This window comes from Acinetobacter legionensis (assembly GCF_048552295.1).
In the GTDB taxonomy this organism is placed as follows: Bacteria; Pseudomonadota; Gammaproteobacteria; order Pseudomonadales; family Moraxellaceae; genus Acinetobacter.
In genome coordinates this window covers 59,403-86,116 of the sequence record NZ_JBIMCW010000015.1, presented here as the reverse complement: position 1 = coordinate 86,116, position 26,714 = coordinate 59,403, and the positions used below count along the sequence as shown (strand labels likewise).

Here is a 26,714-nt window from a genome sequence, read left to right as displayed (position 1 = left end):
AATATAAAAAGTTCAATAGTGGAATATTAAAATGTCAAAAGAAATCAGTATTCAGAATCAAAATGGTCAAGGAATTATACTTGCAGCAGTAATTAATTTCCCTGAAGGGTTTGATGAAAGCAAAACTTATCCTGCGGTTGTGGTGAGCCATCCTGGCGGTGGTGTCAAAGAGCAAACGGCTGGTTTATATGCTCGTAAGATTGCTGAACATGGCTTTGTAACAATTGCTTATGATGCATCTTTTCAAGGTGCGAGTACAGGCTTACCACGTCAGTTAGAAAATCCTTATATCCGTACTGAAGACGTCAGTGCCGTGATTGATTATTTAACAACATTACCTTATGTCGACAATAACCGTATTGGTGCGATGGGGATTTGTGCAGGTGCCGGTTATACCGCAAATGCAGCAATCAATGATCGTCGTATAAAAGCTGTAGGTATGGTGAGTGCAGTCAACATTGGCCAAATGTTCCGTAATGGATGGGAGAACAATGTCAAAGACGCAGATGCAATTCCCTATATCCAAGCAGGTACAGATGCTCGAACTTCAGATGCGAGTGGTGCAGAGATTGTAACTATTCCGCTTGCTCCATTGAAAGAAGAAGATGCACTGAACGAAGAATTGCGTGAAGCTTGGGAGTATTACCATACTCCACGAGCAGAGCATCCAAATGCACCGGGTTTTGCAACAGCACGTAGTTTAACCCAAATCATTACTTATGATGCATACAACAAAGCAGAAGCCTTCTTTACTCAACCTTTACTCGCAATTGCAGGGAGTAACGCGGGCAGTAAGTGGATGAGTGAAGATCTAATTAATCGTGCAGCGAGTACAGATAAACAGCTCTATGTCGTTGTAGGGGCAAACCATATGTCACTGTATGACAAATTGAATTTTGTTGATGAGGCAATTGGTCAACTTGTTCCATTCTTTACGACAAAACTTTAATTACTCTGCATTTAAAGTAATTCAATAGGTCACTTTAAAGTGGCCTGTTTTTTATTGAATGTTTAGAGTAACGCAAGGAAACGTGTTTGGTTTGTGATAAATACAACGCGCGGAAAGGGTGTTGAAATTGTGAAAGCAGCGGTTCAGCAAGGGGACTCTGTAATTGCTAGAGGTCAAAGTTAACGTCCCAGTGATCATATTGAACTTGATATTTGCGTTGAACAGCAGTAGATATTTGGATAAAACGTTTCAGGTGCATTGATGTTTTACAGGATAAAACACATTTTCTGCTAAAAAAACGGCTTTAGCGATAATAAAAGAGTTTAAAAACTCATAACTTAATGTCTCAAAAAAACTAAAAGCAAAACCATCACTAGTTTTGCTTTTGGGAGAGTTAAATAAAATGATCTGCTTTAATAAAACTAATTTTAAGGAACAATTACAAAATCAGGATTTGCTATAGCAAAAACAGCTTCACGATCTGCAACTGGCGGATAAATCCATACCGTATTAATTTCTTGTTTAATTTTTTTCGCCTCATGGCGCACAAATTGAACTTTTCGATCCCATCCTTCAGTGTAAAGTGCTCCCCATGGGCCTAAGTCGACACAAGTCACATACTTTGGTTGGCTATACGCATGTAATGGCAAATCAACCAATTCTGCTGCAGCATTGTAACCCGCTACACGGCCTAGGCTCATGGCATGCTGACATGACATCACGTTAAAATTACCTATATTGTCGGTTGGAACTTTTACAGTATCACCCGTCACAAAAATATTTTTTGCCTCTGGTGCATGTAAATAAGCATCACCTAAAATACGACCTAAATTATCTTTTTCACCTACAATTTGAGAGGTCAGCGAGTTCGCTCGCATGCCCGCAGTCCAAATGACAGTTTCTGCTTCAATTCTTTCGCCGTTAGAAAGTGTTACCCCAAAAGCATCAAGTGCAGTAACCCGTAGTCCAGCTTTACCTTCAATGCCAAGTTCGCTCAGCGCTTCTCGAATTACCGCCGCAGCTTCGTCACCCAATGTTGCACCAATTTCTGCTGATGAATCGACTAAAACCACACGAATATCAGTTTCACCTAAAATGCTACGTAGGCGCTCAGGCATTTCGGTCACTGTTTCAAGCCCAGTCAGTCCACCGCCTGCAACCACGACGGTATTACGTGCTGCATTTGCAGGTTTATTGGCTAAGCTTTTAAGATGTTGGTCAAGTTTTTCAGCATCTTCTAATGTACTTACGCTAAATCCAAATTCAGTCCGCCCCAGTATAGGTGGCATAAAAGTAGTACTTCCAGTTGCCAGAATAAAACGCTCATAGCTTAAAGTCTGTTTATCGCCGTGAGTTGTGGTAATTACAAGATTTTGGGCAGTAGTATCAATTTCATTTACCCAGCCAGCCACATATTTAACGTCTACTATACTTAATAACTCTGAAATATCAGGGTACATATTTTCAAGTACAGCTTCATAAAGTCGAGGACGAATATCCACATTTGGACTAGGGGAAACCATCATCACTTCAATGTTTTGTTGTTGGGAAGTCAAGTAAATTGCTCGTTGTGCGGCAAGTGCTGCCCATAACCCAGCAAAGCCAGAACCTGCAATAATAATACGCTTACTCATTTGATTATCCTTTTGATAGATTTTTCGGACATACAAATTCTTACTCATCCCAAAATTTTGGGTGAGTGAATCCTTTCTCTGACTGTCCGAAAAATCTGAGAAGGCATTTAAAACGTTTAGAGAAGTTTTACCTTAGGGATGAAAGCCCTATAAGCTCATTAGTCGGGAGTATCCCGTGATATTTTACTTTTACGCATTTTTGCTGTTCTTCCTTCTATGCGTTCATTAATCCAGCCATTTACATCACTAAAAAATACGTCGGGTGCATAACGACCAAAACGGTCTGCAATATCACCAAGTGTGTGAGCACCTAAAGCATCTCGCATGGCTTTTTCAGCCTGTAACATAACTGCATGTACTGCACATACACCACTGGTTGCCCAATCGGGTGGGGCATTGTTAAAGACCGCACATTTACCACGAACTTCTTGGCACTCAAAAAGCGATTTTTCACCTTCGATTGCATTCACTATATCTAAAAAAGTAATTTCTTGAGCAGATCGAGCGAGTAAATATCCGCCGCGAATACCTTCTTGAGCAACAACAAGACCTGCCTTTTCAAGTTTAGGAAAAATCTTGGCCATAAAACTCGGAGAAACTCCTTGTAATTCAGCAAGATCCTTACTACTTAAAGGTTTATCTTCATTGTTCACAAGAAAAAGAAGACAGTGAATCGCATACTCGACGCTACTAGTAATATAAGCCATTTAATTTCATAATTGATCAATTACAAACACAGACTAATGTAGTCTGTGTTTTAAGTCAATAATAAAACTAAGACAAAGTTAGTCCTAGTTTTATGAAAAGAAAATATAGATGAAAATAATAAGGCTATATCACTGAATATAAATACATTTAAAAGAGAATTAAAGGACGTAAATAATTTAAAAATGATCGAAAAAAATTATGAACGCCACCAATAATTTTCGACATTTGGCTCGTTTAAGTTCAATACTTCACCCATTTGAGGCGTACTAATCGCTAATTGGTTTTGATGAGCCAAAGCCACAATCCGTTCAAATGGATCATCCCAAGCATGAAGCGCCAAGTCAAAAGTCCCATTATGTACAGGCAACAAATGACGTCCTTTTAAATCGATATGTGCTTGTAACGTTTGCTCAGGTTGCATGTGAACATCTGGCCATTCTGGATCATAGGCCCCAGTTTCTAGCATGGTAAGATCGAAAGGACCATAACGATTTCCAATCTCTTTAAACCCATCGAAATAACCAGTATCACCACTAAAAAACACCCGTAAATCATTATCAATAATTACCCACGATGCCCAAAGCGTTGCATTGCTATCACTCATACCACGGCCTGAAAAATGATGGGCAGGGGTGGCGATTAGCTCAAGACCATCCACATGGATTGTTTCCCACCAGTCAAGTTGCTGGACCTTTTCTGCTGGCACCCCCCATTTAATCAGTGCGTCACCGACGCCAAGTGGTGTTAAGAAGTGTTCAACTTTGTCTTTGAGTTGGATTACTGCATGGTAGTCGAGATGGTCATAGTGGTTATGCGACAAAATCACACCTTTAATGGCAGGTAAGTCCGCAATACTAATTGGTGGTTGGTGAAAACGCTTAGGGCCAATCCACTGAAAAGGCGAGGCACGCTCAGAAAAAACAGGATCGGTTAACCAAAATTCATTACGCAATTTTAATAAAATTGTCGAATGCCCAAGACGAAATAGAGAACGGTCTGGGGCACTCATCAGTTGTTCTTTTGATAAACTTAACACAGGAATTTCTCGATTTGGCACCGTATTTTTGGGTTTGTTAAATAAAAATTTCCACATTAAGCCTAGCGTTTTTCCGAAAGAATGTGTGTGCAAATTCGGCTGTGTATTGCTAAATTTCCCATTGTGTTGCTGTGATGACATGAAGGGAGAAGGCAAGTCTGTTGCATTTGAAATTGTCATTTTATTTTCCTTGAGTGGAATAACTTATGTCTGTAAATAAGAACTTGAGATAAGTACTTATTTTGATTTATTTAAATGAGTATTTAATCACTCATTAATTAATTTAAAAATAAGAATGTTGCACATTCTTATTTTAGTCTTTATCTAGATTGAAACTGCATGCCAAAACGCTTCAAAACCGGACTTCCGATAAAGATCAGCTTGAGAAGTGTCTTGGGCAATAAAGTTGAGTGTGACTTCAGCAAGTGCACCCAAAATCGAACCGATAAACAAAGGTGGATAATCTCTTAATTTGCCATCATCAATATGTTCTTGAATAGTCTTCGTAAAATCACAAAAAGTTTGCATACCAATGTGTTTACTCTGTTCTGTAATTTGTTCTGAAGTCGACAACTGCGCCATCACTTTACGTTTGAGAGGGGCATCTAAACTCCAGTCCAGATAGCTTTGCCATATATAAAACATTTGGGTTTGTAGGCCTGAGTTGTTCGGATAATTCAGCATTATGACCTGACGCAGCTCGGCCTTTAGCGAAAGGTATAATTGGTTGAGTAATTCCTCTTTATTACTGAAATAAGTAAATAAAGTACCTTCTGCCACACCAGCAACTTTGGCTATTTTTGAAGTAGATGCACGCTCTCCAAGTTCTGCCAATGTTTCAATAGCAGCATTTAAAATCGCATTACGTTTATCTTCACTACGGGGATCAGATGGTCAGTTAATGCTTCTATTGAATAAAGCTATTTTTAAATCGTTGATCTATATATTAAAATTTAAATCACGGGCAACTTTTCAGAGATATGTTTAATCCTGAATATCTGCTGTTACAGCATGTGTAAATCGCTAGATTCTCTCATTAGATTGTTTCAATATAGATCCAGACACTCAAATTTACAGGACAATCATCATGATATTGAGATATCGTATATTTTTAAAATATCTTGCTATTTTAGGTTTTGTGGCAAGTTCTGCTGTAACTAGCGTAGCTTTCGGAAGTTCCGAGAAGGCATGGAACAAGCATGATCAGGAAATAAAAGCGGCTTGTATAAAAGCCAGTCAACTTAAAAGTGCCAAAACAGTGAGTAATATCATGCTTTTTGATGATCGTGTTGGATATTCGGCACTCTTGATTCAAGGAAAATATCCGCAAGCACATATGAAAAACAAAACAGGACAAGAACTGTGTTTATGGAATAAGACATCGAAGAAAGCTTATTTAACTGAAGCAAACATGAAAGTACATTGAAGTCATAACTATACAAAGTCGAGTAGCGATCTGATTTCTGCATATCTTAAATTATGTTGCTTAAGATAGTCAGCAACGTGAATAAAATTATCTAGATTCACGTTGCTGAGCTGTGGCAACAATATCGACAGATGACACATAAGTTGTCATTTCTGATTAAATAATATCAATGAGTTATAGAATTTAGTGACAATCAATGACATTAGTTAGTGACACATAAGCTGTCATTTATTTTATTTTGTTATTCAATATCTTAAAGTAAATATTTCAGAAAAATAAAAAGATATAATAATGAAAGAAGACTTTTTTACTTAAACCAGATTGAGATGTTTTTAGAGCATGTGCTGTTTGTGATAAATTGAGATTATGTTGAGCGAGTTCTCTAATAATTCTAAGTTGTTGAAAGTTCATAATTTGGATATAGAATATAAAAATAAGAGCAAATATATAAATAAATGCTCTTTTAGATGATCAATGATTAACGCATTGTGACGAATTCTTCAGCAGAAGTCGGATGAATTGCTAAAGTGTTATCGAAGTCTTTTTTAGTTGCTCCCATTTTTAAAGCAACAGCAAAGCCTTGCAGAATTTCATCCATACCGTATCCAATACCATGAATTCCGACCACTTTCTCATCAGTTCCTACACAAATTAATTTCATTTTTGTGAGTTGTCGATGTTCTGTTATCGCTGTATACATGGATGTAAAGGAAGAACTATAAATTTTGATGGCATCTTTACCAAATTTTTCTATCGCTTGATCTTCGGTTAATCCAACTGTTCCAATAGGTGGGTGACTAAACACCACAGTCGGAATATTTTCATAATCTAAATGTTCATTTGGCTTATTGTTAAATAAACGTTCAGACAGTCTTCGACCCGCTGCCACAGCAACTGGAGTTAACTCGACTTTACCTGTAATATCACCCACTGCATAAATGCCAGACTGTGTTGTATTTTGATATGCATCAACATGAATAAAGTGATTCTCGTTCAATTGAACTTGAGTCTTATTAAGATTGATCGCTTCAGTTGCAGGTTTTCTACCAATTGCCCAAATCAAGCAATCTACGGTATGTTCTCTACCATCTTCTAGGTGTAATACAAGTGAGTTGTCTTCAACTTTAGTCACTTTGTTAATCTGACTATGAGTATGCACGTTAATATTTTCACTGCGCATATTCTCTAATAGTGTTTTACCAAGGAAATGATCTAATCCACGCAAAGGCTGATGTTTACGAATAAATAATTGTACATCCGAACCCAATGCATAAAGAACACCTGCCAACTCCACAGCAATATAGCCAGAACCAACAATAGCAGTCCGCTTCGGTAAGTGTTCTAATTCGAAGAAACCATTGGAATCAATACCATATTCAGCACCGTCAATTTCAGGTTTGAATGCTTGAGTCCCCGTAGCAATTAAAATATGGTCAGCTGTGTACGTTTCACCATTTACTTCAATTGTTTGAGCATCTAAAAATTTTGCAAAACCTCGAATGACATCAACATTATTTTTAGCTAGTCCTGTGTCATACGATGTATGTATTCGGCTGATATAGGCTTGTCTGTTTTCAACTAATTTCTTCCAGTTAAAGGATTTCAATTCTGTATTAAAGCCATAGTCAGGACCATATTTATGAATCGCATCGGCAATTTGAGCTGAATACCACATCACTTTTTTAGGAACACAACCTACGTTGACACAGGTTCCACCAATATCACCCATTTCTATCAGTGCACATTTCTTACCATACATGGCAGCACGATTGACTGATGCAATACCGCCACTGCCTCCGCCAATCGCAATATAATCATAGTGTTTAGACATAAATGAAATTCCTGTTTTTTAGATTTAAAAAGTTAAAGACTTAAGCATTCATTTGAATGACAAATCTAAACTTAACATCTCCTGCTCTTAAACGTTGTAAAGCATCATTAACACCTACTAACGGTACAGTTTCTATTTCAGGACGAATATTTGCTAATAGACTAAAATCGAGCGTTTTTTCTGAATCGTGAGGTGTTCCTGTTAAAGAGCCTTGAATAATATTCTCTCCAACGACTAATTTCCCAGAAGATAGTGAAAGAGGATCTTTTCCTGCACCTAATAGAATGAGTTTTCCTTTAGGTTCTAATCCAGCCATTAAAGGAGATACAACAACTGACGCATTACCAACGGTTGTTAAAATGAGCTTAGCACCTCCTAGTTTCTGTAATTCGGCGATAGTATCTTGGGTATTGGTATCAATATAAATATGTGCACCAAGTTTTTTGACATCATCTGAGATGTCATCACCACGTCCGATTGCAACAACTCTAAATCCCATTTTATGGGCATATTGCAGTGCCAAATGACCTAGGCCACCGATACCTTGAATTGCAACTAAATCGCCAGCTTGAGCACCAGATTTTTTTAAAGCATTAAATGTTGCCAGACCAGCACAGAGTAGGGGGGCAGCATCAACAGAATCTAGACCTTCAGGAATTGCAACTAATCCTGTTGCTTTTGCAAGCATTGACTCTGCATAACCATCATCTTGATTGCTACCAATATACGTTTGATTTGTACAGTGGACAAAAACCTTGACGGCATTGATCACATTCATTGCAATGTCCACCTAATCGGCCAACACCGACACGCTGTCCCATTTTCCAAATCGTTGGTACATTTTCGCCTAATGCAATAATGCGTCCAATAACTTCATGACCAGGTACACGCAATAATTGATTTTCACCTGAAATATCAGATAGATCTGCGCCACACATACCACAAGCTTCAACTTTAATAAGAACTTGATCTTTTAATGGCATAGATATTTCTTTCTTTACCAGCTCTAGCTGTCCAGTTTCAGAAACTTGTAAGGCTTTATACATATTTAATGTGCTCAGGATATAAGTGATATCTAAAATAGACTTGAGCCATTTTGTAAACAAAGCATATTTTCTTTTTAGATTAGAAAGAAAATGTTTCGATGAAAAAGCAAGGCATTGACTAATGCGAAAGCGCAAAATGCTGTAGCAACAACAGTGTTGTGTAAGCTACAGTCTTGGATATCTTATTTAACATAATATACATTATGCGAAATCAAATAAACTAATAAATTGATATACATAATTTTAATACTTAAAAAAATAAGCCTTAGTCACATTAGGCTCAATTTATTAAGACTTTAAAGCTATCAATTAATCTAAAAATGAATTTTATCTCGATGCATTTCTACAATCATTAACCAAGCTTTGGTTGCTGGACTCATTGCTACAGTCGTATTCCAAGCCATACTCAATGTCCAATGTAATTTAGGCTCATTAAGGATTGCTGAACAAAACTTCCCCTGATCTAGCTGATCACAATAAATTTTGGGTAATATAGCGATCCCCATATTAAACTCCACCATTTTGGTGATAAAGTCCCACTGGCTACTTTTACATACGACTTTTGGTTCAAAACCTACAGAATTTGCAGCCTGTATAATCATCTTATTTAATGTAAAAGAATCAGCGTAAAGTAAAAAAGTTTCTTCTTTAAGTTCATGCAAATTTACTGAATCTCGTTGATTCCAGTGTGAATTTTTCTTTGCTAATAAACACATTGGTGAATCTATCACAGGAATTGCCGCAAAACTTGGCCTTAAATTACCGAGTAAAATTCCAACATCAATACTTTTATCAGCAATTGCTTCCTCAATACCATTGGCACCGACTTCTAAGAATTTCAATTGAATATCGGGATGATTTTGGTGAAATAAAGCAATTAAAGGACTAAGTAATACCGAACCTAGTGGTGGTAAGCCTATGGTTAATTTACCTTTTTTTAACTGCTGTACTTGATTTATATTATCAAATATTTGCTTTTGTTCATTTAAGATATTTAAAGCATGTTGATAAATTAATTCACCAATATAAGTAAGCACAACTTCCCTTTTTCTTCCAGCTTCACCTTTTTTAAACAAAGCTATACCAAGTTCTTCTTCTAAATGTTTAATTGATTTACTGATTGTAGGCTGTGACATAAACAAACGATCAGCAGCCAAAGTAAAACTTTCACAATTGACAATTTCTACAAAAATTTTAAGATTTTTAATGTCCATTAATTATTCCAAAAACGCATAATTATGATTTAATTATTCATAATATGATGTGATGTTTGCAACTAAAATAACTCATCTTTTTAAAATATCTGCAATAAAATGTCTACGAGTACTCAAAGCCATCAAATTTCATCAATCTATAAAGTCACATTGCAAATTGGGCTTTTAATTTTGATTTGGTGGATTGGTTCAATCATTCAAAAACAATTTAATTTACCTATTTCGGCAGCTGTGATTGGCTTATTTATGGTTTTGATTGGGCTCATGACAGGTATTTTTAAGTTAAATTGGATTAAATCAGGCTCAGATTTCATTCTAGGTGAATTGGTACTATTTTTTATTCCTTGTTTTATCGGGTTAATGAAATATAAAAACCTATTTATGACTGAGGGTTGGCAACTGATTGTGGTGGTTGTACTGGGTACAATTTGTGTGATGGTATTTACTGCTTATAGTGTGCATATAGGTTTTAAACTAGAGCGGAAGTTGAAACAACGTCATGTTCATAAAACCGTACATGTATTACAGGGAGATAAATAATGTCTGCCATTTCAATATTTTGCCTAGTGATCACATTAGTTGCGTATGTGTTGGTCAAAAAACTTTATCGTAAATTTCCATATTTAATTTTATCTCCAGCAATTTTGGTTCCGATTGTTTTAATCATCATTTTACTGTCAGCACATGTTTCTTATGATGCTTATATGCTTGATAGTCAGTGGATTATATGGATGTTAGGGCCTGCAACTGTTGCCTTTGCAATCCCAATTTTTGAATATCGCCAAATCATTAAAGAACATCTCATTTCAATTTCAATGGGTGTAGTCATTGGTATGCTTGCTGGAATGATCAGTGCATTCTACCTTGCCAAGTTATTTCATTTTGACCAAACAACAACCTATAGTCTAATGGCTCGTTCAATCTCTACACCATTTGCAATGGAACTAACAACCCATATCGGCGGTTCTGTTGAACTGGTGATTTTATTCACCATGATTACTGGGGTGACTGGTATGTTAATTGGTGATTTGATATTGGGTGGATTAAGACTGAAATCAAGCTTTGCGCAAGGTGCGTCTTTGGGTAATGCAGCACATGGTTTTGGTACAAGTAAAGCTTATATGCGTGATAAAGATGAAGGTGTTATTGCTAGTTTAACCATGGTTTTAGCTGGTATTTTTATGGTATTGGTTGGACCTTTTATTGTACATCTCATTGTCTATTTACTAAATTAATCCGTACAGTATCGATTTGAACATTCCGAATCTCTTTTCTGCAAAGAGATTCATTCATCTTTGAATTGTTTGTAATGTTTTAGGTAAAAAATTAATCAATAGCAAACCAAGCAATGCTGAAAGTCCAGCAAGGATAAAAATATATTCTCCTGATAATTTTTCCCAATATTGCCCAGCTAAGATGCTGCCAGATGCAACGCCAAGTCCCCACATGGTACTGTATAGTGCTTGCCCTCTGCCCTGTTGTTTGGCTGCAAAGTTCTGCAAAATGACCCGCATTGCAATAATATGAAATAAACCAAAACTAAATGCATGAAACGTTTGAGAAATAAATTGAATAATGAAACTTTCTGAAAATAAACCTGCCAAAATAAATCGAATACTGGTCATGATTAAACAAAGCGCGACTAAGCTTCGCCATGAAAAACGATTTAGGAAGAAATTTGCATAGTTAAACATGATAATTTCAGCAATCACACCAACTGACCATAAAAAGCCAATCTGAGTTGTACTGTAACCAGCAAGCTTTAAATAATTACTATAAAAACTATAAAATGGTGCTTGTGCAAAAAGCATAATAAATTCAATGATAAAAAATGAAAAAACCACAGGTCTTTTTAGGATGGGAAGCAATGGCTCTAATATTTTTTGTGCACTTGGTGCTGCGCTAGGTTCCTTAATCGAAAAGGACCAAATAAAAGCTGTAAATGCAATACATAACAACATCATCGGTAAATATTGAATTGCAATAAATTCTAAAATCGCACCGATACTAAATACGCCAATAATAAATCCAATAGAGCCCCATTTTCTAATTTTTCCATACAATGCTGTATGTTGATTACCCAGCCAAAACAGCGTTACACCTTCAAATTGCGCAAGTATGGCATTTTGAAAGAAGCTAAAAATCAACATCAGAAATGCAATTGATTGCATATTGTTGGGAATAATAAAAATCAAAAACCAGATTGTAGCTTCCATCCAGGTTGCCACACGTACCCATAACATTCGTTTGCCCGTTTTGTCTGCGATAAATCCCCAAATAAAGGGTGCAAATATACGGGTTAAAATGGCTATAGAGGACAGTAATCCTATTTCTTGATAATTAAATCCTTGATCTTGAAGATATAAGCTCCAATACGGTAAAAAAGTTCCAACTATTGAATAATACCAAAAGTAGAATCCACTCAGTCTGTATTGGATTGGCATGGCTTGCATATCGTTGCATTCACTTGGATTTTCAAACAGTTAGAAGAATAAAGCGTTGTATAAGTTTGTACTCAAAAGCACTCATCCGTAGTTCAACTGTATACTGCTAAAAAATATTATTTTTTCAAAAACCCATAATACTCTGTTATATATTTAATGTCTTTTAATAAAAATATATTTTGCTTATTTGGTAAAATTACTAGATTCGTAACAGACTCACGAGGCACTAAATTTAACGCAAAACACCTAACACCTTGATAATTGTCAAAGATTGAGCTGTTAATCTCGATATTACTAGACCTACATTTGGGTTGGTTATTGTAAAAAAAGATCATGGATATGCTGCATATATATTTAACAGCCAATAACTCGGAAAAAGAAATTTAGACTTATTATATTGCAAATCATTGTTTTACCTTATAAGTATAGGAAGCTATCAAATTATATTTAGATTAGTTTGTTATGATCGATATTCAAATAATACAGTAAATTAAATCTTAAACAAAAAGTATAATCTGTAAATTAATAAGAATAAATTATGCTCTCTAAGTCTATATTTAGTGATTAAAAATTCAAAATAACAATTTAAAAATATTGGCACCCCCAAATTTCTCTTCGCTTGGGTTGAATTTGTTCCACTAGTAAAAATAAAGTAAATAAAGGCATTATATACATCATTGGCTCCATCCACGCTATACATAACCACATAAATGGCCAACAAGCTCCTACGCAGTACCAGGCTTTTTTAATTCCAAATTTAAAATTATCAATACCAGACTGAAGCCCAAAAGGATTAATTTTTGCAGGAAGATGACAGCGATTTAGACTGATTTTTTTATATGGAGTTATCTGCCATAGAACTAAAACAACAATAATAAAGCATGCCAATATTATTTGGTTATGTAATAATTCATTTAAATAATGTGTCAAAATTGAGAGTAAAATACCAATAAGTGTCCAAAAAAACATATAGCCGATAAAACAATATTAAACTTAACTTCCTCTTTCTCTTAAAGTTCTTTTTCTGAACATCCTCTACAGATAAAAAAAGTAATGGTCAACAGCTTGATGGTATTACACAAAAACAAATTAAATCTGATTTGGATAATAATTTAATCACGGCTTTTACCCCATTAGATTCTTTACAAAAAATTGAAAGTAGTAATAGCGACATCAAAATAGGTCAACAACAGCTTAATTTTAATATTAGTAAAGTCTTTGGTATAAGTAATGAAAAATTTAACGCTGATTTAGCACTTCCTTATGGCGATAATTTAAACCGCTATTTAACTTTAAATGGGATTGATGAATGGACCTTAACATCTACTCTTGCAGGACATCCTTTCCATATTCATGTGAATCCTTTTCAAATTAAATCCGTATATAAGGTTGATGGTTCAAACAATCGTATAGGTGGAGATATAACTTTAGAGAAAAATACTAATCCTTTATTTAATAGTTTAAATGGCGTATGGAAGGATACTCTTTTTGTTCCAACGGGTTATGAGATTGTGGTCAGAACCAAGTATGAAAAATTCAAAGGAGACTTTGTATTACACTGTCATATCTTAGATCATGAAGATCAAGGCATGATGCAAAATGTCCGTATTTGTGATCCGAATGATAAAGATTGTAAAACAAGACCATTTGGATCTGTTGTATCTGCAGGACTTCATTCACATGCACATTAAATGTATTCGTTCAGTTCTGATCAGACATTGATCTTGAAAAAGAGAAAGTTACCCATTTTGATAAAGGTGTCGAATCTTAATCAAACAAAGGTAACATTCTTATGTTTTATACTAACAATCAAACCATCAAGCACAAAGTAGGCTTACTCAATTTAATAACTATTTTGTTCCAGCAAAAACTACTTCTTAAAATCAAATCATAGTAGATAAAACATAATAAAAACCATTCTTAACGCCTTCACCTTTACCAGAGTTAAGTAAAAAGGCAGAAGATAAAGTCATATTAGCAAACTGGTACCTAAAAAAATATTTAAAGTGTATCTTATAGCAATACCACATTAAAAATACACTCTGCTACTTCTTTTTTAAATCTTAGGGGTAGAGTTTATGTCTTTTCAACATCATTCTAATGATTTTCTTCCCCCCATTATGGCCGGTTTAATTTCGGTCATCGTTAATTATGGTGGTACCTTTATTTTAATCTTCCAAGCTGCACAGATGGCTGGTCTTAGCCCTGAACTCACTGCCTCATGGGTGTGGTCTATTTCTATTGGGGTTGGTATCACAGGAATATTATTAAGTTGGTATACCCGAGAACCCATTATCACTGCATGGTCTACGCCTGCCGCTGCATTTTTAATTACGACACTTGTAACTGTGCCATATTCCGAAGCAATTGGAGCATATTTACTTTCTGCACTGGGATTTGTGATCTTGGGAATTACGGGCTATTTTGAAAAATTGATTCGTCTAATTCCAGCGGGTATTGCATCTGGTCTCTTGGCAGGTATTTTATTGCAATTTGGGATTGCAGCCTTTACCAATATGACAATTGATCCTTTTTTGGCGATTTCATTATTTTTGATTTACCTCATCAACAAGCGTTTTTCTGCAAGATTTTCCATTATTAGTGTCTTGATTTTTGGCTTTATTTTCTTACTTTTACAATCACGGATTGATTTCTCTGGATTTGAACTAAAATTAGCCTCGCCTATTTTTACCACACCAACTTTTTCTATAAACTCGATACTGAGTCTTGCCTTACCTTTATTTTTAATTACCTTAACAGGACAATATATGCCAGGTTTACTGGTTCTTAAAAATGATGGTTTTCACACCAATGCTAAACCGATTCTTATCGTGACAGGCTTAGGCTCGTTCCTCATGGCTCCGTTTGGTTCACATGCATTTAATCTTGCTGCGATCACTGCTGCAATTTGCACTGGAAAGGAATCCCACGAAGATCCATCAAAACGCTGGATTTCAGGCATCGCCGCAGGTGTGTTTTATATTTTTGTTGGAATTTTTGGTGTAACGTTAGCAGCTGTCTTTGCAGCGTTTCCAGTCGCTTTTATAAGCACTCTAGCAGGACTTGCATTATTAGGTACAATTGCTGGAAGTCTTGCAAATGCGATGAGTGATATTGATTGCCGAGAAGCCTCACTTATTACCTTTCTCGCAACGACGGCCAATATCAGTTTATTTGGTGTTGGGGGTGCATTTTGGGGTTTGGTTTTAGGTCTAATTTCATATCTAGTACTCAATGGCAAATTCAAAACCAAGACACTTTCTTGACCCTACTGGACTAAAGAACTGGTAGTTTTTATCAAATAATCATTTATAAACAGCATATTACCTTTAAATATGCTGTTTTAATTTATTCAGAGCCTAAATCATTCTATAAACCCAGAGATCATTTGATTGACTACAGCCGGTTTTTCAGCATGTAACCAGTGCCCGACTTGTTCAATGACTTTAACTTGGCTATGACTAAACTGGGTTTCGATTGCAGAAAAATGTTCAGCTTTTGAGATATAGGGTGAGTTTCCACCTTTAATAAACAATGCTGGAATAGGATTCACCTGCTGATTTTCCCAACTTAAAATATCAGCATAATGATTAAATAAGGCTTGGACATTAAACAGCCATTTTCCCTTACTGAATGATTTTAATAAAAATTGAATCACCATTTCTTCTTTTAAATACTCACGCATAATCTCTGTTGCTTCTTTACGAGATTCAATCTGTGCATTTTCAACCGCAAATAAGGCTTTAAAAATTTGATCATGGTGATTTTCTTGATATGCAAAAGGTGTCATGTCCAAAACAATCATTTTTTGCATACGATCTTGCGCTAAATCTGCAAGTTTCATTGCAATTTTTCCACCCATAGAATGTCCAATCGCAATAAACTTTTCAATATTTAAATGATCAAGTGTTTGCAAAACATCCTGAGCCATCAATTGATAATTCATTTCATCTGAATGTGCAGAATGACCATGATTTCGAACATCAATTTGCAATAAGTTGAATTTGCCTTGAAATTCACGTGCAATAATGCCCAAATTACTTAAACTTCCAAATAACCCGTGAATCAATACCAGTGTGGCTTTTTGAGTTCCATGGCTATCTTGAGCTTGATCGTATTGATAATTCAGTAACATTAAAAAACATCCAGAATTTAAATATTGCGTTTGCGCTATGATGACAAGAAGCGAAATGTAGAACAATAGTTTTATCATTCATTAACAATACTGCGACTTAAAAACAATCAATATCTTAACTATCTCTCTTCCAATACCGCACTTGATACATTGTTTAAGTTTTATCTTATTTATCCTCTATTTTGTAGTAAATGCACATTTGGCTATAAATATAGACAAATGAGCGGTGGCCTTAATTTAAAGTTGAATAAATAATAAAAAATAAACCTCAATCTACTGTTGAGTCGGGGTTTGAATTACCTATATTATCAGACTTGATTTTTTCGATTGATTTAGGACTTTAGACCATGTTTCAACATGTAGATCCTTATGCAGGTGATCCAATTCTTTCTCTAATGGAAGCCTTTGGTAAGGATGAACGGACACACAAAGTAAATTTAAGTATTGGTCTTTATTATAATGAGGACACAATTGTTCCTCAGTTAGACGCTGTAAAAGCGGCTTTGAAAAATATTGAACCAAGCAATGACAAGGTAAAGCTTTATTTACCGATGGATGGTTCAAAGTCATATAACGAAGCAACCCAGAAATTAGTTTTAGGTGCAGATAGCCAAGCACGTAAAGATGGTCGTGCAGTGACCATTCAAACCCTAGGCGGTTCTGGTGCACTTAAAGTTGGTGCAGATTTTCTAAAAAAATACTTTCCTGAATCTGATGTTTGGGTGAGCCAACCGACATGGGAAAACCATATTGCGATTTTTAATGGTGCGGGAATCAATTCACATTTCTACCGCTATTTTGATGCAGCAACCAATGGTGTCAATATTGAAGGCATGTTAGAGGATTTACAGCAAATCCCTGCAAAAGGCATTGTTCTCCTTCACCCTTGTTGCCATAACCCAACAGGCGCAGATTTAACACCTGCTGAATGGGATCGTGTGATTGAAGTACTGAAAGCACGTGATTTAATTCCATTCCTCGATATTGCTTACCAAGGTTTTGGTCAAGGCTTAGAAGAAGATGCTTATGCAATTCGTACTTTAGATAAGTCGGGATTGAATTTCATTGTTAGCAATTCTTTCTCTAAAATTTTCTCACTATATGGTGAGCGTGTTGGTGGTTTAAGCTTTATTTGTGATGACCAAGCAACTGCACAAAAAGTTTTAGGTCAGCTTAAAGCAACTGTACGCCGTATCTACTCAAGCCCACCTACAACGGGTGCCTTAGTGGTTGATAATGTATTGAATGATGCAACATTAACTGAAAAATGGCATGCAGAACTTAAAGAAATGCGTGAGCGTATCATCCAAATGCGCGAACTATTAAAGGCAAAATTAACTGCTGCTTTACCTGGTCGTAATTTTGATTACCTTACAGAACAACAAGGCATGTTTAGCTATACTGGTTTAACTGCTGAACAAGTGGATATATTGAAAGATCAATATGCCATTTATTTGCTACGTAGCGGCCGTATGTGTGCAGCGGGCTTAAATTTAAAAAATATTGATTATGTGGCAACATCTGTTGTAGAAGTGATTAAAGCAACTGCTTAAATAAATTGATAAGCGTTGATTGGTTCAATCCACTGCCACTTAGCTCCCTTTCATAAGGGAGTTAAGTTTTTGAGATAATTCTTTTTTAAATGAGCATTTTAAAAGCTTAACATTGACATACAGATTTATTTTTATACAATAAGTATTCTTATCCCCTTTCTTAAAAGAGCAACGCCAATGAAGTAAGTCATTTTCTCATCATTATTTATTTAATTTTTGATGTGCAAAATAGATTCTACTCAAGGCTACACTTATCTTTTGGTTCTGATACTTTCTTTACGATAAATTAAATAATCTACTGTTATTTAAAGCTTTTATTACATACTATTTTGTGCATCCTCTATATGAGGATCATTTAATGCAACAAGCATGTATCATTTCAAATTTGAGTTTGGCATTTCCCACTCAAACAATGTTTACTCAACTGAATTTTGTGCTTTTTCCAGGGCAAACTTCTGCTGTGATTGGCCGTAATGGTTTTGGAAAATCATTACTTTTTAAATTATTACACTTACAACAGCATTCAGATTTAGCCTATTCAGGTCAAATTGCGTGGCATATCCAACATGATTATTTAGCACAATTACAACGATTAAATGCCAAAACCATAGCTGAAGCTTTAGATATTACTCATCTACACAATGCTTTTGAGCGTATTGAAAATAGTAGTGCCAGTTTTGAAGATTATGATTTGGTTGAAAACTGTTGGGATTTACCACAAAAATGGCAACAAATTTTAAGCAATGCACAACTGCCGCTTGATTTAAATTTTCCTGTTAAATCCTTAAGTGAAGGTCAAAAAACTAAGCTGGCTTTGTGTCGCTTATTTCTAAAACAAGATCATTATCTACTTTTAGATGAGCCAAGTAATCATTTAGATGCCATGGCAAGAAAATGGCTAATTGAATCGATTCAGTCACATAAAGCGGGGGTTTGTATTATTAGTCATGATCTTCAATTGCTAAATCAAGTTCAGCATATTTATGCTTTAACCGCAAATGGTTTACAGCATGTTAAGGGCAATTATGCAGATTATTTTAAACAGCACCAACAACAAGTCCATGCATTAACTCAGTCTATTCAACAAGAAAAACGTGAATTTAAACAGTTAAAGCAACAACAGAACGAGAGTTTAATGAAAGCACAAAAACGTCAACGTAAAGGTGCTCAATTGCGTGACTCGAACTCTCAAGCCAAGATTCTTCTGGATTTTAAAAAAGAGCAAGCTGGGCAAAGTTTTGGGAAATTACGTGCACAGCAAATTCGCCAAGCTGATGAAACACAAAGCAATTTACAGGAGAAACAAACAGCTTTAGAAAAAATTAAACCACAACGATTTCACTTTCAATTTCAATCATTTAAGCAAGGTGAAATATTAAGAATTCACGATTTACAATTGCCTTATGCTACAACACAGAAAATAAATTTGTCACTCCAAGCCGGTGAAAAAATCCAGCTTAAAGGTGCGAATGGCGTGGGTAAATCCACCCTATTAAAAATAATTGATCAATCACAATGTACTGAAATTTTCTTTATAGGACAAAGCTTATATTTGGATCAAAATTTTAGTTTGCTCAATGATGATCTTTCTGTGATCGAGAATTTAGCTGAATTTAATCCAGATCTGCCAGAGGTTGAATGGCGAAATTTATTAGGTCAACTGCGGATCCGCCGTGAAAAAGCACTCTTAAAATTGGGCCAACTCAGTGGCGGTGAAAAACTCAAAGTTGCATTACTGGGAATAAGTCACAATCATCAAAATATAGATTTATTGCTATTGGATGAACCTGAAAATCACTTAGACATCGAGTCACGAGAATTACTTGCACAAGCCATTCAGCAATTTAAAGGTGCTGTCATTCTGGTTTCTCATGATGATTGTTTTGTTGTTCAAAGTGGAATAGATGAGAAATATTTACTGAGTTAAATGGTAATGATTGAATAAATCAGTATTTATTCAATCATTTAATACTTAAATTTGTGTCATTAACCACAAGCCGCTTGGGTAATTTTTTTGGTCGCAGGATCTACTGTTACTGTCACACGTTCAATACGATAATCCATGGTTACACCTTGATTTGGCGCAACTTTACGTACGATTGATGCCTGTGTAAGCTGCTTAATTTTCGCTTCAGACATATCATTTTGTCCAATCAACTGAGTCGCACGTTCAGCAACACATGTGGTTTGAGTGTTTTGCGCTGTTTGATCTTCCGTTGAATTGGTTTGAAGCGAAGAGCATGCTGATACAGTTAAAGCCATGATACCAAGACCTAAAATTGCAACATTTTTCATAAGACGACCTATTTTGATTTTTTGCTTTAAAGCCATAACATAACAAAAAAAGATAAGCTTAGAAAATTAATATATAAAACTCATACATTTATCATGCAAATAAAAACCAGTGATTCATGATTTATCACTGGTTTTTGGTAGTTCTAAATATTTAAGCTTAAAAATTAATCACCGTACGGATTGATTTACCTTCATGCATTAAATCAAATGCTTCATTAATTTTATCTAAGCCCATTGTATGGGTAACAAATGGTGCAAGTTGAATATCACCTTTCATCGCATCTTCAACCATACCTGGCAATTGTGTACGGCCTTTTACCCCACCAAATGCAGTTCCTTTCCATGTACGACCAGTCACAAGCTGGAACGGACGGGTTGAAATTTCTTGACCTGCACCTGCTACACCAATGATGACTGATTGTCCCCAACCACGATGAGCACATTCAAGCGCTGAACGCATCACATTGACATTACCGATACATTCAAATGAATGGTCTACACCCCAGCCTGTCATTTCAACAATCACTTCTTGAACAGGTTTGTCATAGTCTTTTGGATTGACAAAATCAGTCGCACCAAACTCTTCTGCCAATTTAAATTTTTCCGGATTGGTATCAACAACAATGATACGGCCTGCTTTCGCTTGGCGCGCACCTTGTACAACAGCCAAACCAATACCACCTAAACCAAATACAGCAACTGAATCGCCTTCTTGTACTTTTGCCGTGTTATGGACTGCACCAATCCCTGTCGTTACACCACAACCCAGTAAACAAACATGTTCAGGATTTGCTTCTGGGTTAATTTTAGCCAATGAAACTTCAGCAACAACCGTATATTCACTAAAAGTTGAACAACCCATATAGTGATAAATCGGTTCACCATTATAAGAAAAACGTGTCGTTCCATCAGGCATAACCCCTTTACCTTGTGTAGCACGAACGGCTGTACATAGGTTAGTTTTGCCTGATTTACAGAATAAGCATTCACCACATTCTGCCGTATATAGAGGAATCACATGATCCCCCGGTTTCACTGAAGTTACACCTTCACCAACTTCAACAACAATACCAGCCCCTTCATGGCCTAAAATTGCTGGAAATACACCTTCTGGATCATCACCTGATAAAGTAAATGCATCTGTATGACAAACCCCTGTATGGGTAATTTTAACAAGGACTTCGCCTTTTTGTGGAGGAGCAACATCAATTTCCACAATTTCTAAAGGTTTTCCTGGACCAAATGCAACAGCAGCACGTGATTTCATAGCTAAATATCCTAATAGGTTTGTGTTTTAACAGTTGGACTACAGTAACCTTTTTCTATTTACAGATTCAACCATTAACTTAATGATATGATTTAGTAAAATTTAAAGTACTCATTGAAAGAATGAATCATTCAAAGACTTCACTTGCCTTGGTTATTTTGGCTTTTTCAATCACTGGATGCAGTTTACCTATGAATCAACCAGAACAAGAACAACAAGTTAAAGTATATGCAGATCATTGGATCAATGAGCCTCAAGCAAAAAAAATGCTTACTCAAGGGCTAACTGCATATTTAGCCATGAATGATGCTTTCCAAAGTATCGCGTCACGTATCCATCTGATTCGAAAAGCCAAATATACTCTTGATTTACAATATTATATTTGGGCGGATGATTTTATTGGCAATTTAATGCTACACGAGTTGTTAAAAGCTGCTGATCGCGGTGTAAAAGTCCGACTATTGATTGATGATCAAAATGGAACAAAAATAGATCGACAATTAAGTGCATTGCTGACACATCCAAACATTTCGATCAAATTATACAATCCTTATAAATTTCGGCACTTTCGTGTAATGGATTATATTTTTAGAATGAACAGAATAAACCATCGAATGCACAATAAATTAATTATTGCTGATGGCGCAATTGCTGTAACAGGCGGACGAAATATTAGCAGTGAATATTTTGATGCTAGTGAATCTTTCCAATTTACCGATATGGATATTTTATTTTTTGGTAAAGCGGTTAATCGTGCAAATGAAGTTTTTACCGACTTTTGGAATTTTCAACTCACCTATCCCATTGATCAATTTATTCATAAAGGTTCTGAACAAGATTTATTAACTTTACGAAAAAGCTTTGAACGACTTGAACAAGCTGAACATACAGCAGATGAAAAGGTAAATCTTGAGCAGAAAGAACTTGCCAATGAGCTTAATCAAAATAAAATCAATTGGGCTTATGCCGATTTTTTAGCAGATTCTCCAAAGAAAAGTTTAGGACAAGCGCGCGGCAATGAATTAATTTCACATCAAATTCACCAGCATTTGGGTGATCCTGAACAAGAAATGGATTTGATTGCTGCTTATTTCGTTCCTACAAAAAATGGAACGAATTTTATTAACCAATTCCCTAAACAAAATGTCAAAGTGAGAATTCTAACCAACTCTTTTATGGCAAATGATGTTGCGCTTGTCCATGCGTTTTATCAAAAGTATCGAGTTGACCTGCTTAAAGGCGGAGCTAAGCTTTATGAATTTAAACCTTATATAGAACGTAACCGCCGTACTTGGTATGAGGTCCTCACAGGAAATATCATTCCAAAAAAAGGCAAAAATAAATCGAGTTTGCATGCAAAATTTATCAATATTGATGACAGAGTCTTTATTGGTTCATTTAACCTAGATCCAAGATCATTCAATATCAATACTGAAGTTGGACTGATCGTTCAGTCAGATCCTTTACAAGAACAAATTTCAAATCTATTGGATCAAACCCTATTGAGGGTTGCTTATAAGTTAAAACTTAATTCACAAGGTGAGCTAATCTGGTTAGACCATCGTGTTGATGGCAATGTGATCGAATATAAAGTTGATCCTGAAACTACGCGATTCCAACGATTTATTATGTACAGTGTGTCATATTTTCCACTTGAATGGATGATGTAAGTTTAGTGTAATGACAAATAGCATACAAATTCGCTAAAACATCATTATTATAAATAACATTCGAATAAACAGAGACCTTTGATCTCTTTAACCAATTCTATGTCAGTAAAGCCCGCATATTTTAAGCTTTGGAAATGTTCATGTTTCGACATAAATAAGTCACTATCGCTCATCGCATCCGACGCAAAAACATGGTCACAGACCAAGTACATCGCATCACTTTTTAATAGCGTTTTCACTTGTTGATGAAATTGATTTGCATAGCTTTTATGGCGTAACTCATGTAAAGCTTGATGAATAATGATTGCATCATACTGTCCAAGCTGATCACGCCAATCTTCATTTTTAAAGTCAGCAATCAGATATTGCGCCCGGTCTAGCTCAGAAGAAAGTAGCTTACTTTTGGAAAGCTCATTCATTGCATCAGAGAAATCTAGCGCCGTATATTTAATCTCAAGGCAATGACTGAGTAAATGTTTTGCTAGAAAACCAGGACCTGAACCTATTTCTAAAATATTGAACTGTACGTTTTGATCAGTTTGATGCTGTTTCTCTCTGGCTGCTTTTTGAATTAAATTCACATAATAATCAAAAAAATCATAACGCCAAGGTCGTTTTTCATTGGCATCATTTGCCCATTGCAAAGCATCTTGCGGGTTTTTCAAATCAATTGGACTCGGTACATCCTGAACACTCATTATAATTATTCCACTGAAATCAATATAAATTTGCTTACTATTTACCCATATTTTAAAGCAATAGGGAAAAGGATTTTCGCTAACTTTGTAAGTTATTTATTTTTAACTGCTGAATAGAAATTGCTAAGATATCAAAAACTTTTTTATCTACACATTGTGCAACATTAAAGCGCATAAACTGTCCTGCATTTTCAGCTTGGCTAAATGAATTACCTGGTGCTAGAATTACGCCCTGTTTGAGACATAACTTTGATAATTCTGCAGCTTGTATACCATCTGGTAATTTGCACCATAAAAAAATCCCCGCTGTTGGAACAATCCACGGTTTTATACCGAGTTGCCCCAACTTTTGCATCATTTCATTGCTGACTTTCAGCAAATGTTTCTTTAACCAATCTAAATGTTTAGGATAACTGCTGTCCATTAAAGCCTGATAAATAATTTCTGAATTTAAGTGACTATTGCTAAAGTTGGTCGCAATTCTTAAATCGATCAATTGATCAATCAGCTCAGATTCTGCAATGATATAACCGCAATGAATCGCTGCTGAAAGAGTTTTGGTAAAACTGCCAATCTGAATGACATGTTTAAAACCAGCTAATGAAGCATAGCGTGGTGCTGGTGTATATTCAAAATCAGCAAAAATCTCATCTTCAATAATCAATAAATCAGTTTTCTCAACCAGCTTAGAAATTTGATAAACCGTTTGTAGCGAAATCGTGGTCCCTGTTGGGTTATGAATCCCTGAATTGGTTAAATAGATTTTTGGCTTTAAATTCAGTGCTTGTTCAAATTTTTCTACGTCTGGTCCCAGTTCTGTAAACGGAATTGGAACGGCTTTTAAATGATGTGCCTTAATCAAGGCGCGGAAATTAAAATAGCACGGATCATCGATCAAAATCACATCGCCGGCTCTAAGTAAATGTCTGAAAATTAAATCAATGGATTGCGTTGCTGAGTCAGTAATAAGAATTTGATTCAGTTTAAATTTTAAATCATACAATTCTTTTTTTCTGGCAATAAATTTACGCAACTCCAAATGTCCATGCGGTGTTGCATAATCAGTGAGCATGCTGATTTCAGACTTGGCAGCTTGTTTTAACGCTTTACGGATCGATTGTTCAGGCATCCAAGTGGTGGGTAACCAACCACAACCCGGTTTTAGCACATCAATCTTCGCCTCTAACGACTGCCTTGAAATCCACAATGGATCTATTTCACGTTGATACTGTATTTCAGTGTCAATCATTTGCATTGGTTCTGCTTTACCTAACACATAATAACCAGAACCAAGACGAGATTCTAAAACACCTTCCGCAACTAATCTGGCATAGGCTTCAACGATCGTGGAAACAGAACAGTTTGTTTGTATAGCAAACTGACGAACTGAAGGTAAGCGTGAACCTGCAATTAAACTTTTATTGGAAATTTGATTTTTAATCATCAGCACTGTTTGTTCAATTTTAGTTTTTGCCATTTATAAACCATATATTTAAAAAATAAGAAATACGAGAAAATTTGTTAGATTGAATAGAATTGTACTGGTAAAAGTAGCATAACAGTTCTTTAAAATTGTACTGCAGTGTACATATATATTTCCAGTAAATAGCGCTTAAATAATCATAAATTTACTGAGTAATTGATGATGGATAAAACAAATATTGGCTGGCTGAATGGTTTTATTGGTGTAGCAATTTTTGCTGGCTCTTTGCCCGCAACACGTATAGCTGTCATGGGATTTAGTCCAGAATTTTTAACCACAGCTCGAGCAGCCATTGCAGGAAGTATTGCTTTAATCTGCCTGTTTATTTTACAGCAATCAAAACCCTCTTTTGTCCAATTTAAATCATTGGTTATTGTTGCTTTAGGTGTGGTGATTGGTTTTCCATTATTTACGGCCTTAGCTTTACAAACAGTTTCTTCTGCACATGCCATTGTCTTTGTTGGTCTATTGCCTTTATCAACTGCAATTTTTGCAGTTTTACGCGGGGGGGAAAAACCTGCTACACAATTTTGGTTATTTGCTTTAATTGGCAGTGCGATTGTGGTTGGATTTATGTTTTATGAAAACCGTAATTTAAGTTTTAGTGTGGGTGATCTCTACATGCTTGCATCAATTGTCGTTTGTGGACTGGGTTATGCCGAAGGTGGAAAGCTTTCAAGAGAATTGGGTGGATGGCAAGTGATTTGTTGGGCTTTAGTAGTTGCATTACCCTTGATGCTCATCTCAAGTCTATATTACTTACCTACAACCTTTGCAAATATCCATTGGCCAGAAACCATTGGTTTAATCTATGTATCTCTGTTTAGTATGTTGATTGGTTTTATTTTTTGGTACAAAGGCTTAGCGTTGGGCGGAATTGCCAAAGTTGGACAAATTCAATTGGTACAACCATTTATTGGTTTAATGCTTTCAGCGGTTCTATTGGGTGAACACGTAAGTTTTGCGATGATTGTTGTTTGTTTTGCAGTTGTGATCTGTGTTACGTTGGCAAAACGATTTGCATAGAAAATGATAAGGTTTAAGCATTTATTAACTATATGTGTATATCGATTTAATTAAATATAAGGGAATAAATGCCTAAGCTAGAACAAAAAAGTCAGTTACTAATATGGTTTATTTTGCTAATTTTATTCAAAATTTGGACGCTTTAAGAAGGAAAAAACATGCTGGATTACCAGCTTTACCAAAAAATAATAAAAACCACTTCAACTGTTCAACCTGCCTCAATGCATGGTTCGATTACAACTGTCGATCAATTGGGGCAACTCAATATAACGACTATACGAGCCATATTCTGAAAAAAA

At 35.6% G+C, this 26,714-nt stretch carries 26 protein-coding genes and 1 pseudogene; 11 read left to right on the top strand and 16 right to left on the bottom strand.

The features are described 5' to 3' along the window. Positions 1-31 precede the first annotated feature (31 nt). A complete protein-coding gene (locus ACG916_RS13255) occupies positions 32-949 on the top strand; it encodes an alpha/beta hydrolase (RefSeq protein ID WP_419328903.1) in 918 nt (305 codons plus the stop codon). 428 nt (positions 950-1,377) lie between these two features. Here ACG916_RS13255 and ACG916_RS13250 read toward each other — a convergent pair whose 3' ends face one another. From ACG916_RS13250 to ACG916_RS13235, 4 genes are all read right to left on the bottom strand, one after another. Beyond that, positions 1,378-2,583: an NAD(P)/FAD-dependent oxidoreductase gene (locus ACG916_RS13250; protein WP_419328902.1), complete on the bottom strand. Its 1,206-nt coding sequence runs from the start codon at positions 2,581-2,583 to the stop codon at positions 1,378-1,380. Positions 2,584-2,741: 158 nt separating this feature from the next. Then, on the bottom strand, positions 2,742-3,290 hold the full coding sequence (locus tag ACG916_RS13245; RefSeq protein ID WP_336951124.1) for an RrF2 family transcriptional regulator: 549 nt from the start codon (positions 3,288-3,290) through the stop codon (positions 2,742-2,744). Between the two features lie 197 nt (positions 3,291-3,487). After that, positions 3,488-4,507 carry an MBL fold metallo-hydrolase gene (locus ACG916_RS13240; RefSeq protein WP_419328901.1) on the bottom strand — a complete coding sequence of 340 codons (1,020 nt, stop codon included), beginning with the start codon at positions 4,505-4,507 and terminating at the stop codon, positions 3,488-3,490. A gap of 144 nt (positions 4,508-4,651) precedes the next feature. Further along, a complete protein-coding gene (locus ACG916_RS13235) occupies positions 4,652-5,185 on the bottom strand; it encodes a TetR/AcrR family transcriptional regulator (protein WP_419328922.1) in 534 nt (177 codons plus the stop codon). Between the two features lie 229 nt (positions 5,186-5,414). On the opposite strand from ACG916_RS13235, the gene ACG916_RS13230 reads away from it, so the two are divergent. Continuing rightward, entirely contained in the window at positions 5,415-5,753 is a 339-nt protein-coding gene (locus ACG916_RS13230; RefSeq protein ID WP_419328900.1) for a hypothetical protein, read from the top strand. Between the two features lie 300 nt (positions 5,754-6,053). On the opposite strand, the pseudogene ACG916_RS13225 reads toward ACG916_RS13230, so the two are convergent. The 5 genes and pseudogenes from ACG916_RS13225 to ACG916_RS13205 all read right to left on the bottom strand — a co-directional run. Beyond that, a pseudogene (locus tag ACG916_RS13225) lies at positions 6,054-6,164 on the bottom strand (CysB family transcriptional regulator); the annotation flags it as partial. 67 nt (positions 6,165-6,231) lie between these two features. Next, the gene (gene gorA / locus ACG916_RS13220) at positions 6,232-7,584 is read right to left on the bottom strand and encodes a glutathione-disulfide reductase (protein ID WP_419328899.1); all 1,353 of its coding nucleotides are present in this window, start codon (positions 7,582-7,584) and stop codon (positions 6,232-6,234) included. A gap of 40 nt (positions 7,585-7,624) precedes the next feature. After that, complete coding sequence (locus tag ACG916_RS13215) at positions 7,625-8,362, bottom strand: zinc-binding dehydrogenase (RefSeq protein ID WP_419328898.1); 738 nt, start codon at positions 8,360-8,362, stop codon at positions 7,625-7,627. Then, positions 8,301-8,630 (bottom strand): alcohol dehydrogenase catalytic domain-containing protein, encoded by a 330-nt coding sequence (locus ACG916_RS13210; protein WP_419328896.1) that lies wholly within the window; start codon positions 8,628-8,630, stop codon positions 8,301-8,303. Before ACG916_RS13210 ends, ACG916_RS13215 begins: the two co-directional genes overlap by 62 nt. Before the next feature lie 314 nt (positions 8,631-8,944). Next, complete coding sequence (locus tag ACG916_RS13205) at positions 8,945-9,844, bottom strand: LysR family transcriptional regulator (protein ID WP_336951132.1); 900 nt, start codon at positions 9,842-9,844, stop codon at positions 8,945-8,947. 99 nt (positions 9,845-9,943) lie between these two features. On the opposite strand from ACG916_RS13205, the gene ACG916_RS13200 reads away from it, so the two are divergent. Together ACG916_RS13200 and ACG916_RS13195 are read left to right on the top strand one after the other, a co-directional pair. Beyond that, positions 9,944-10,384, top strand: a complete 441-nt coding sequence (locus ACG916_RS13200) for a CidA/LrgA family protein (protein WP_419328894.1) — start codon at positions 9,944-9,946, stop codon at positions 10,382-10,384. Continuing rightward, on the top strand, positions 10,384-11,079 hold the full coding sequence (locus ACG916_RS13195; RefSeq protein ID WP_419328893.1) for an LrgB family protein: 696 nt from the start codon (positions 10,384-10,386) through the stop codon (positions 11,077-11,079). The genes ACG916_RS13200 and ACG916_RS13195 overlap by 1 nt, the downstream gene beginning before the upstream one ends. A 54-nt stretch (positions 11,080-11,133) precedes the next feature. Here ACG916_RS13195 and ACG916_RS13190 read toward each other — a convergent pair whose 3' ends face one another. After that, positions 11,134-12,297, bottom strand: a complete 1,164-nt coding sequence (locus ACG916_RS13190; protein ID WP_419328892.1) for an MFS transporter — start codon at positions 12,295-12,297, stop codon at positions 11,134-11,136. A 576-nt stretch (positions 12,298-12,873) separates the two neighbouring features. Beyond that, positions 12,874-13,257 (bottom strand): copper chaperone, encoded by a 384-nt coding sequence (locus ACG916_RS13185; protein ID WP_419328891.1) that lies wholly within the window; start codon positions 13,255-13,257, stop codon positions 12,874-12,876. Positions 13,258-13,388: 131 nt separating this feature from the next. Between ACG916_RS13185 and ACG916_RS13180 the strand changes: the two genes are divergently transcribed. Both ACG916_RS13180 and ACG916_RS13175 read left to right on the top strand, forming a co-directional pair. Continuing rightward, a complete protein-coding gene (locus ACG916_RS13180) occupies positions 13,389-13,979 on the top strand; it encodes a multicopper oxidase domain-containing protein (protein WP_419328890.1) in 591 nt (196 codons plus the stop codon). 387 nt (positions 13,980-14,366) lie between these two features. Beyond that, positions 14,367-15,554 carry a benzoate/H(+) symporter BenE family transporter gene (locus ACG916_RS13175; protein WP_419328889.1) on the top strand — a complete coding sequence of 396 codons (1,188 nt, stop codon included), beginning with the start codon at positions 14,367-14,369 and terminating at the stop codon, positions 15,552-15,554. 98 nt (positions 15,555-15,652) lie between these two features. On the opposite strand, the gene ACG916_RS13170 is transcribed toward ACG916_RS13175, so the two are convergent. Then, positions 15,653-16,423 (bottom strand): alpha/beta fold hydrolase, encoded by a 771-nt coding sequence (locus ACG916_RS13170; RefSeq protein WP_419328888.1) that lies wholly within the window; start codon positions 16,421-16,423, stop codon positions 15,653-15,655. A gap of 347 nt (positions 16,424-16,770) precedes the next feature. Here ACG916_RS13170 and ACG916_RS13165 point away from each other — a divergent pair, with 347 nt between their 5' ends. Together ACG916_RS13165 and ACG916_RS13160 are read left to right on the top strand one after the other, a co-directional pair. Then, complete coding sequence (locus tag ACG916_RS13165) at positions 16,771-17,976, top strand: amino acid aminotransferase (protein ID WP_336951245.1); 1,206 nt, start codon at positions 16,771-16,773, stop codon at positions 17,974-17,976. A gap of 358 nt (positions 17,977-18,334) precedes the next feature. Continuing rightward, a complete protein-coding gene (locus tag ACG916_RS13160) occupies positions 18,335-19,903 on the top strand; it encodes an ATP-binding cassette domain-containing protein (RefSeq protein WP_419328886.1) in 1,569 nt (522 codons plus the stop codon). Between the two features lie 59 nt (positions 19,904-19,962). Here ACG916_RS13160 and ACG916_RS13155 read toward each other — a convergent pair whose 3' ends face one another. Beyond that, positions 19,963-20,271 (bottom strand): I78 family peptidase inhibitor, encoded by a 309-nt coding sequence (locus ACG916_RS13155; RefSeq protein ID WP_336951249.1) that lies wholly within the window; start codon positions 20,269-20,271, stop codon positions 19,963-19,965. A gap of 157 nt (positions 20,272-20,428) precedes the next feature. Beyond that, positions 20,429-21,538, bottom strand: coding sequence for an S-(hydroxymethyl)glutathione dehydrogenase/class III alcohol dehydrogenase (locus tag ACG916_RS13150; protein ID WP_004821485.1), 1,110 nt, complete (start codon positions 21,536-21,538; stop codon positions 20,429-20,431). 191 nt (positions 21,539-21,729) lie between these two features. Between ACG916_RS13150 and ACG916_RS13145 the strand changes: the two genes are divergently transcribed. Next, positions 21,730-23,208 (top strand): phospholipase D family protein, encoded by a 1,479-nt coding sequence (locus tag ACG916_RS13145; protein WP_419328885.1) that lies wholly within the window; start codon positions 21,730-21,732, stop codon positions 23,206-23,208. A 47-nt stretch (positions 23,209-23,255) separates the two neighbouring features. Here the strand turns inward: ACG916_RS13145 and ACG916_RS13140 are convergent, their stop codons facing one another. Together ACG916_RS13140 and ACG916_RS13135 are read right to left on the bottom strand one after the other, a co-directional pair. After that, positions 23,256-23,906 carry a class I SAM-dependent methyltransferase gene (locus ACG916_RS13140; RefSeq protein ID WP_419328884.1) on the bottom strand — a complete coding sequence of 217 codons (651 nt, stop codon included), beginning with the start codon at positions 23,904-23,906 and terminating at the stop codon, positions 23,256-23,258. 79 nt (positions 23,907-23,985) lie between these two features. Continuing rightward, entirely contained in the window at positions 23,986-25,383 is a 1,398-nt protein-coding gene (locus ACG916_RS13135) for an aminotransferase-like domain-containing protein (RefSeq protein WP_419330080.1), read from the bottom strand. 168 nt (positions 25,384-25,551) lie between these two features. Between ACG916_RS13135 and ACG916_RS13130 the strand changes: the two genes are divergently transcribed. Together ACG916_RS13130 and ACG916_RS13125 are read left to right on the top strand one after the other, a co-directional pair. Further along, positions 25,552-26,415, top strand: a complete 864-nt coding sequence (locus ACG916_RS13130; RefSeq protein ID WP_419328920.1) for a DMT family transporter — start codon at positions 25,552-25,554, stop codon at positions 26,413-26,415. 158 nt (positions 26,416-26,573) lie between these two features. Beyond that, on the top strand, positions 26,574-26,708 hold the full coding sequence (locus tag ACG916_RS13125) for a hypothetical protein (protein ID WP_419328882.1): 135 nt from the start codon (positions 26,574-26,576) through the stop codon (positions 26,706-26,708). Positions 26,709-26,714 lie beyond the last annotated feature (6 nt).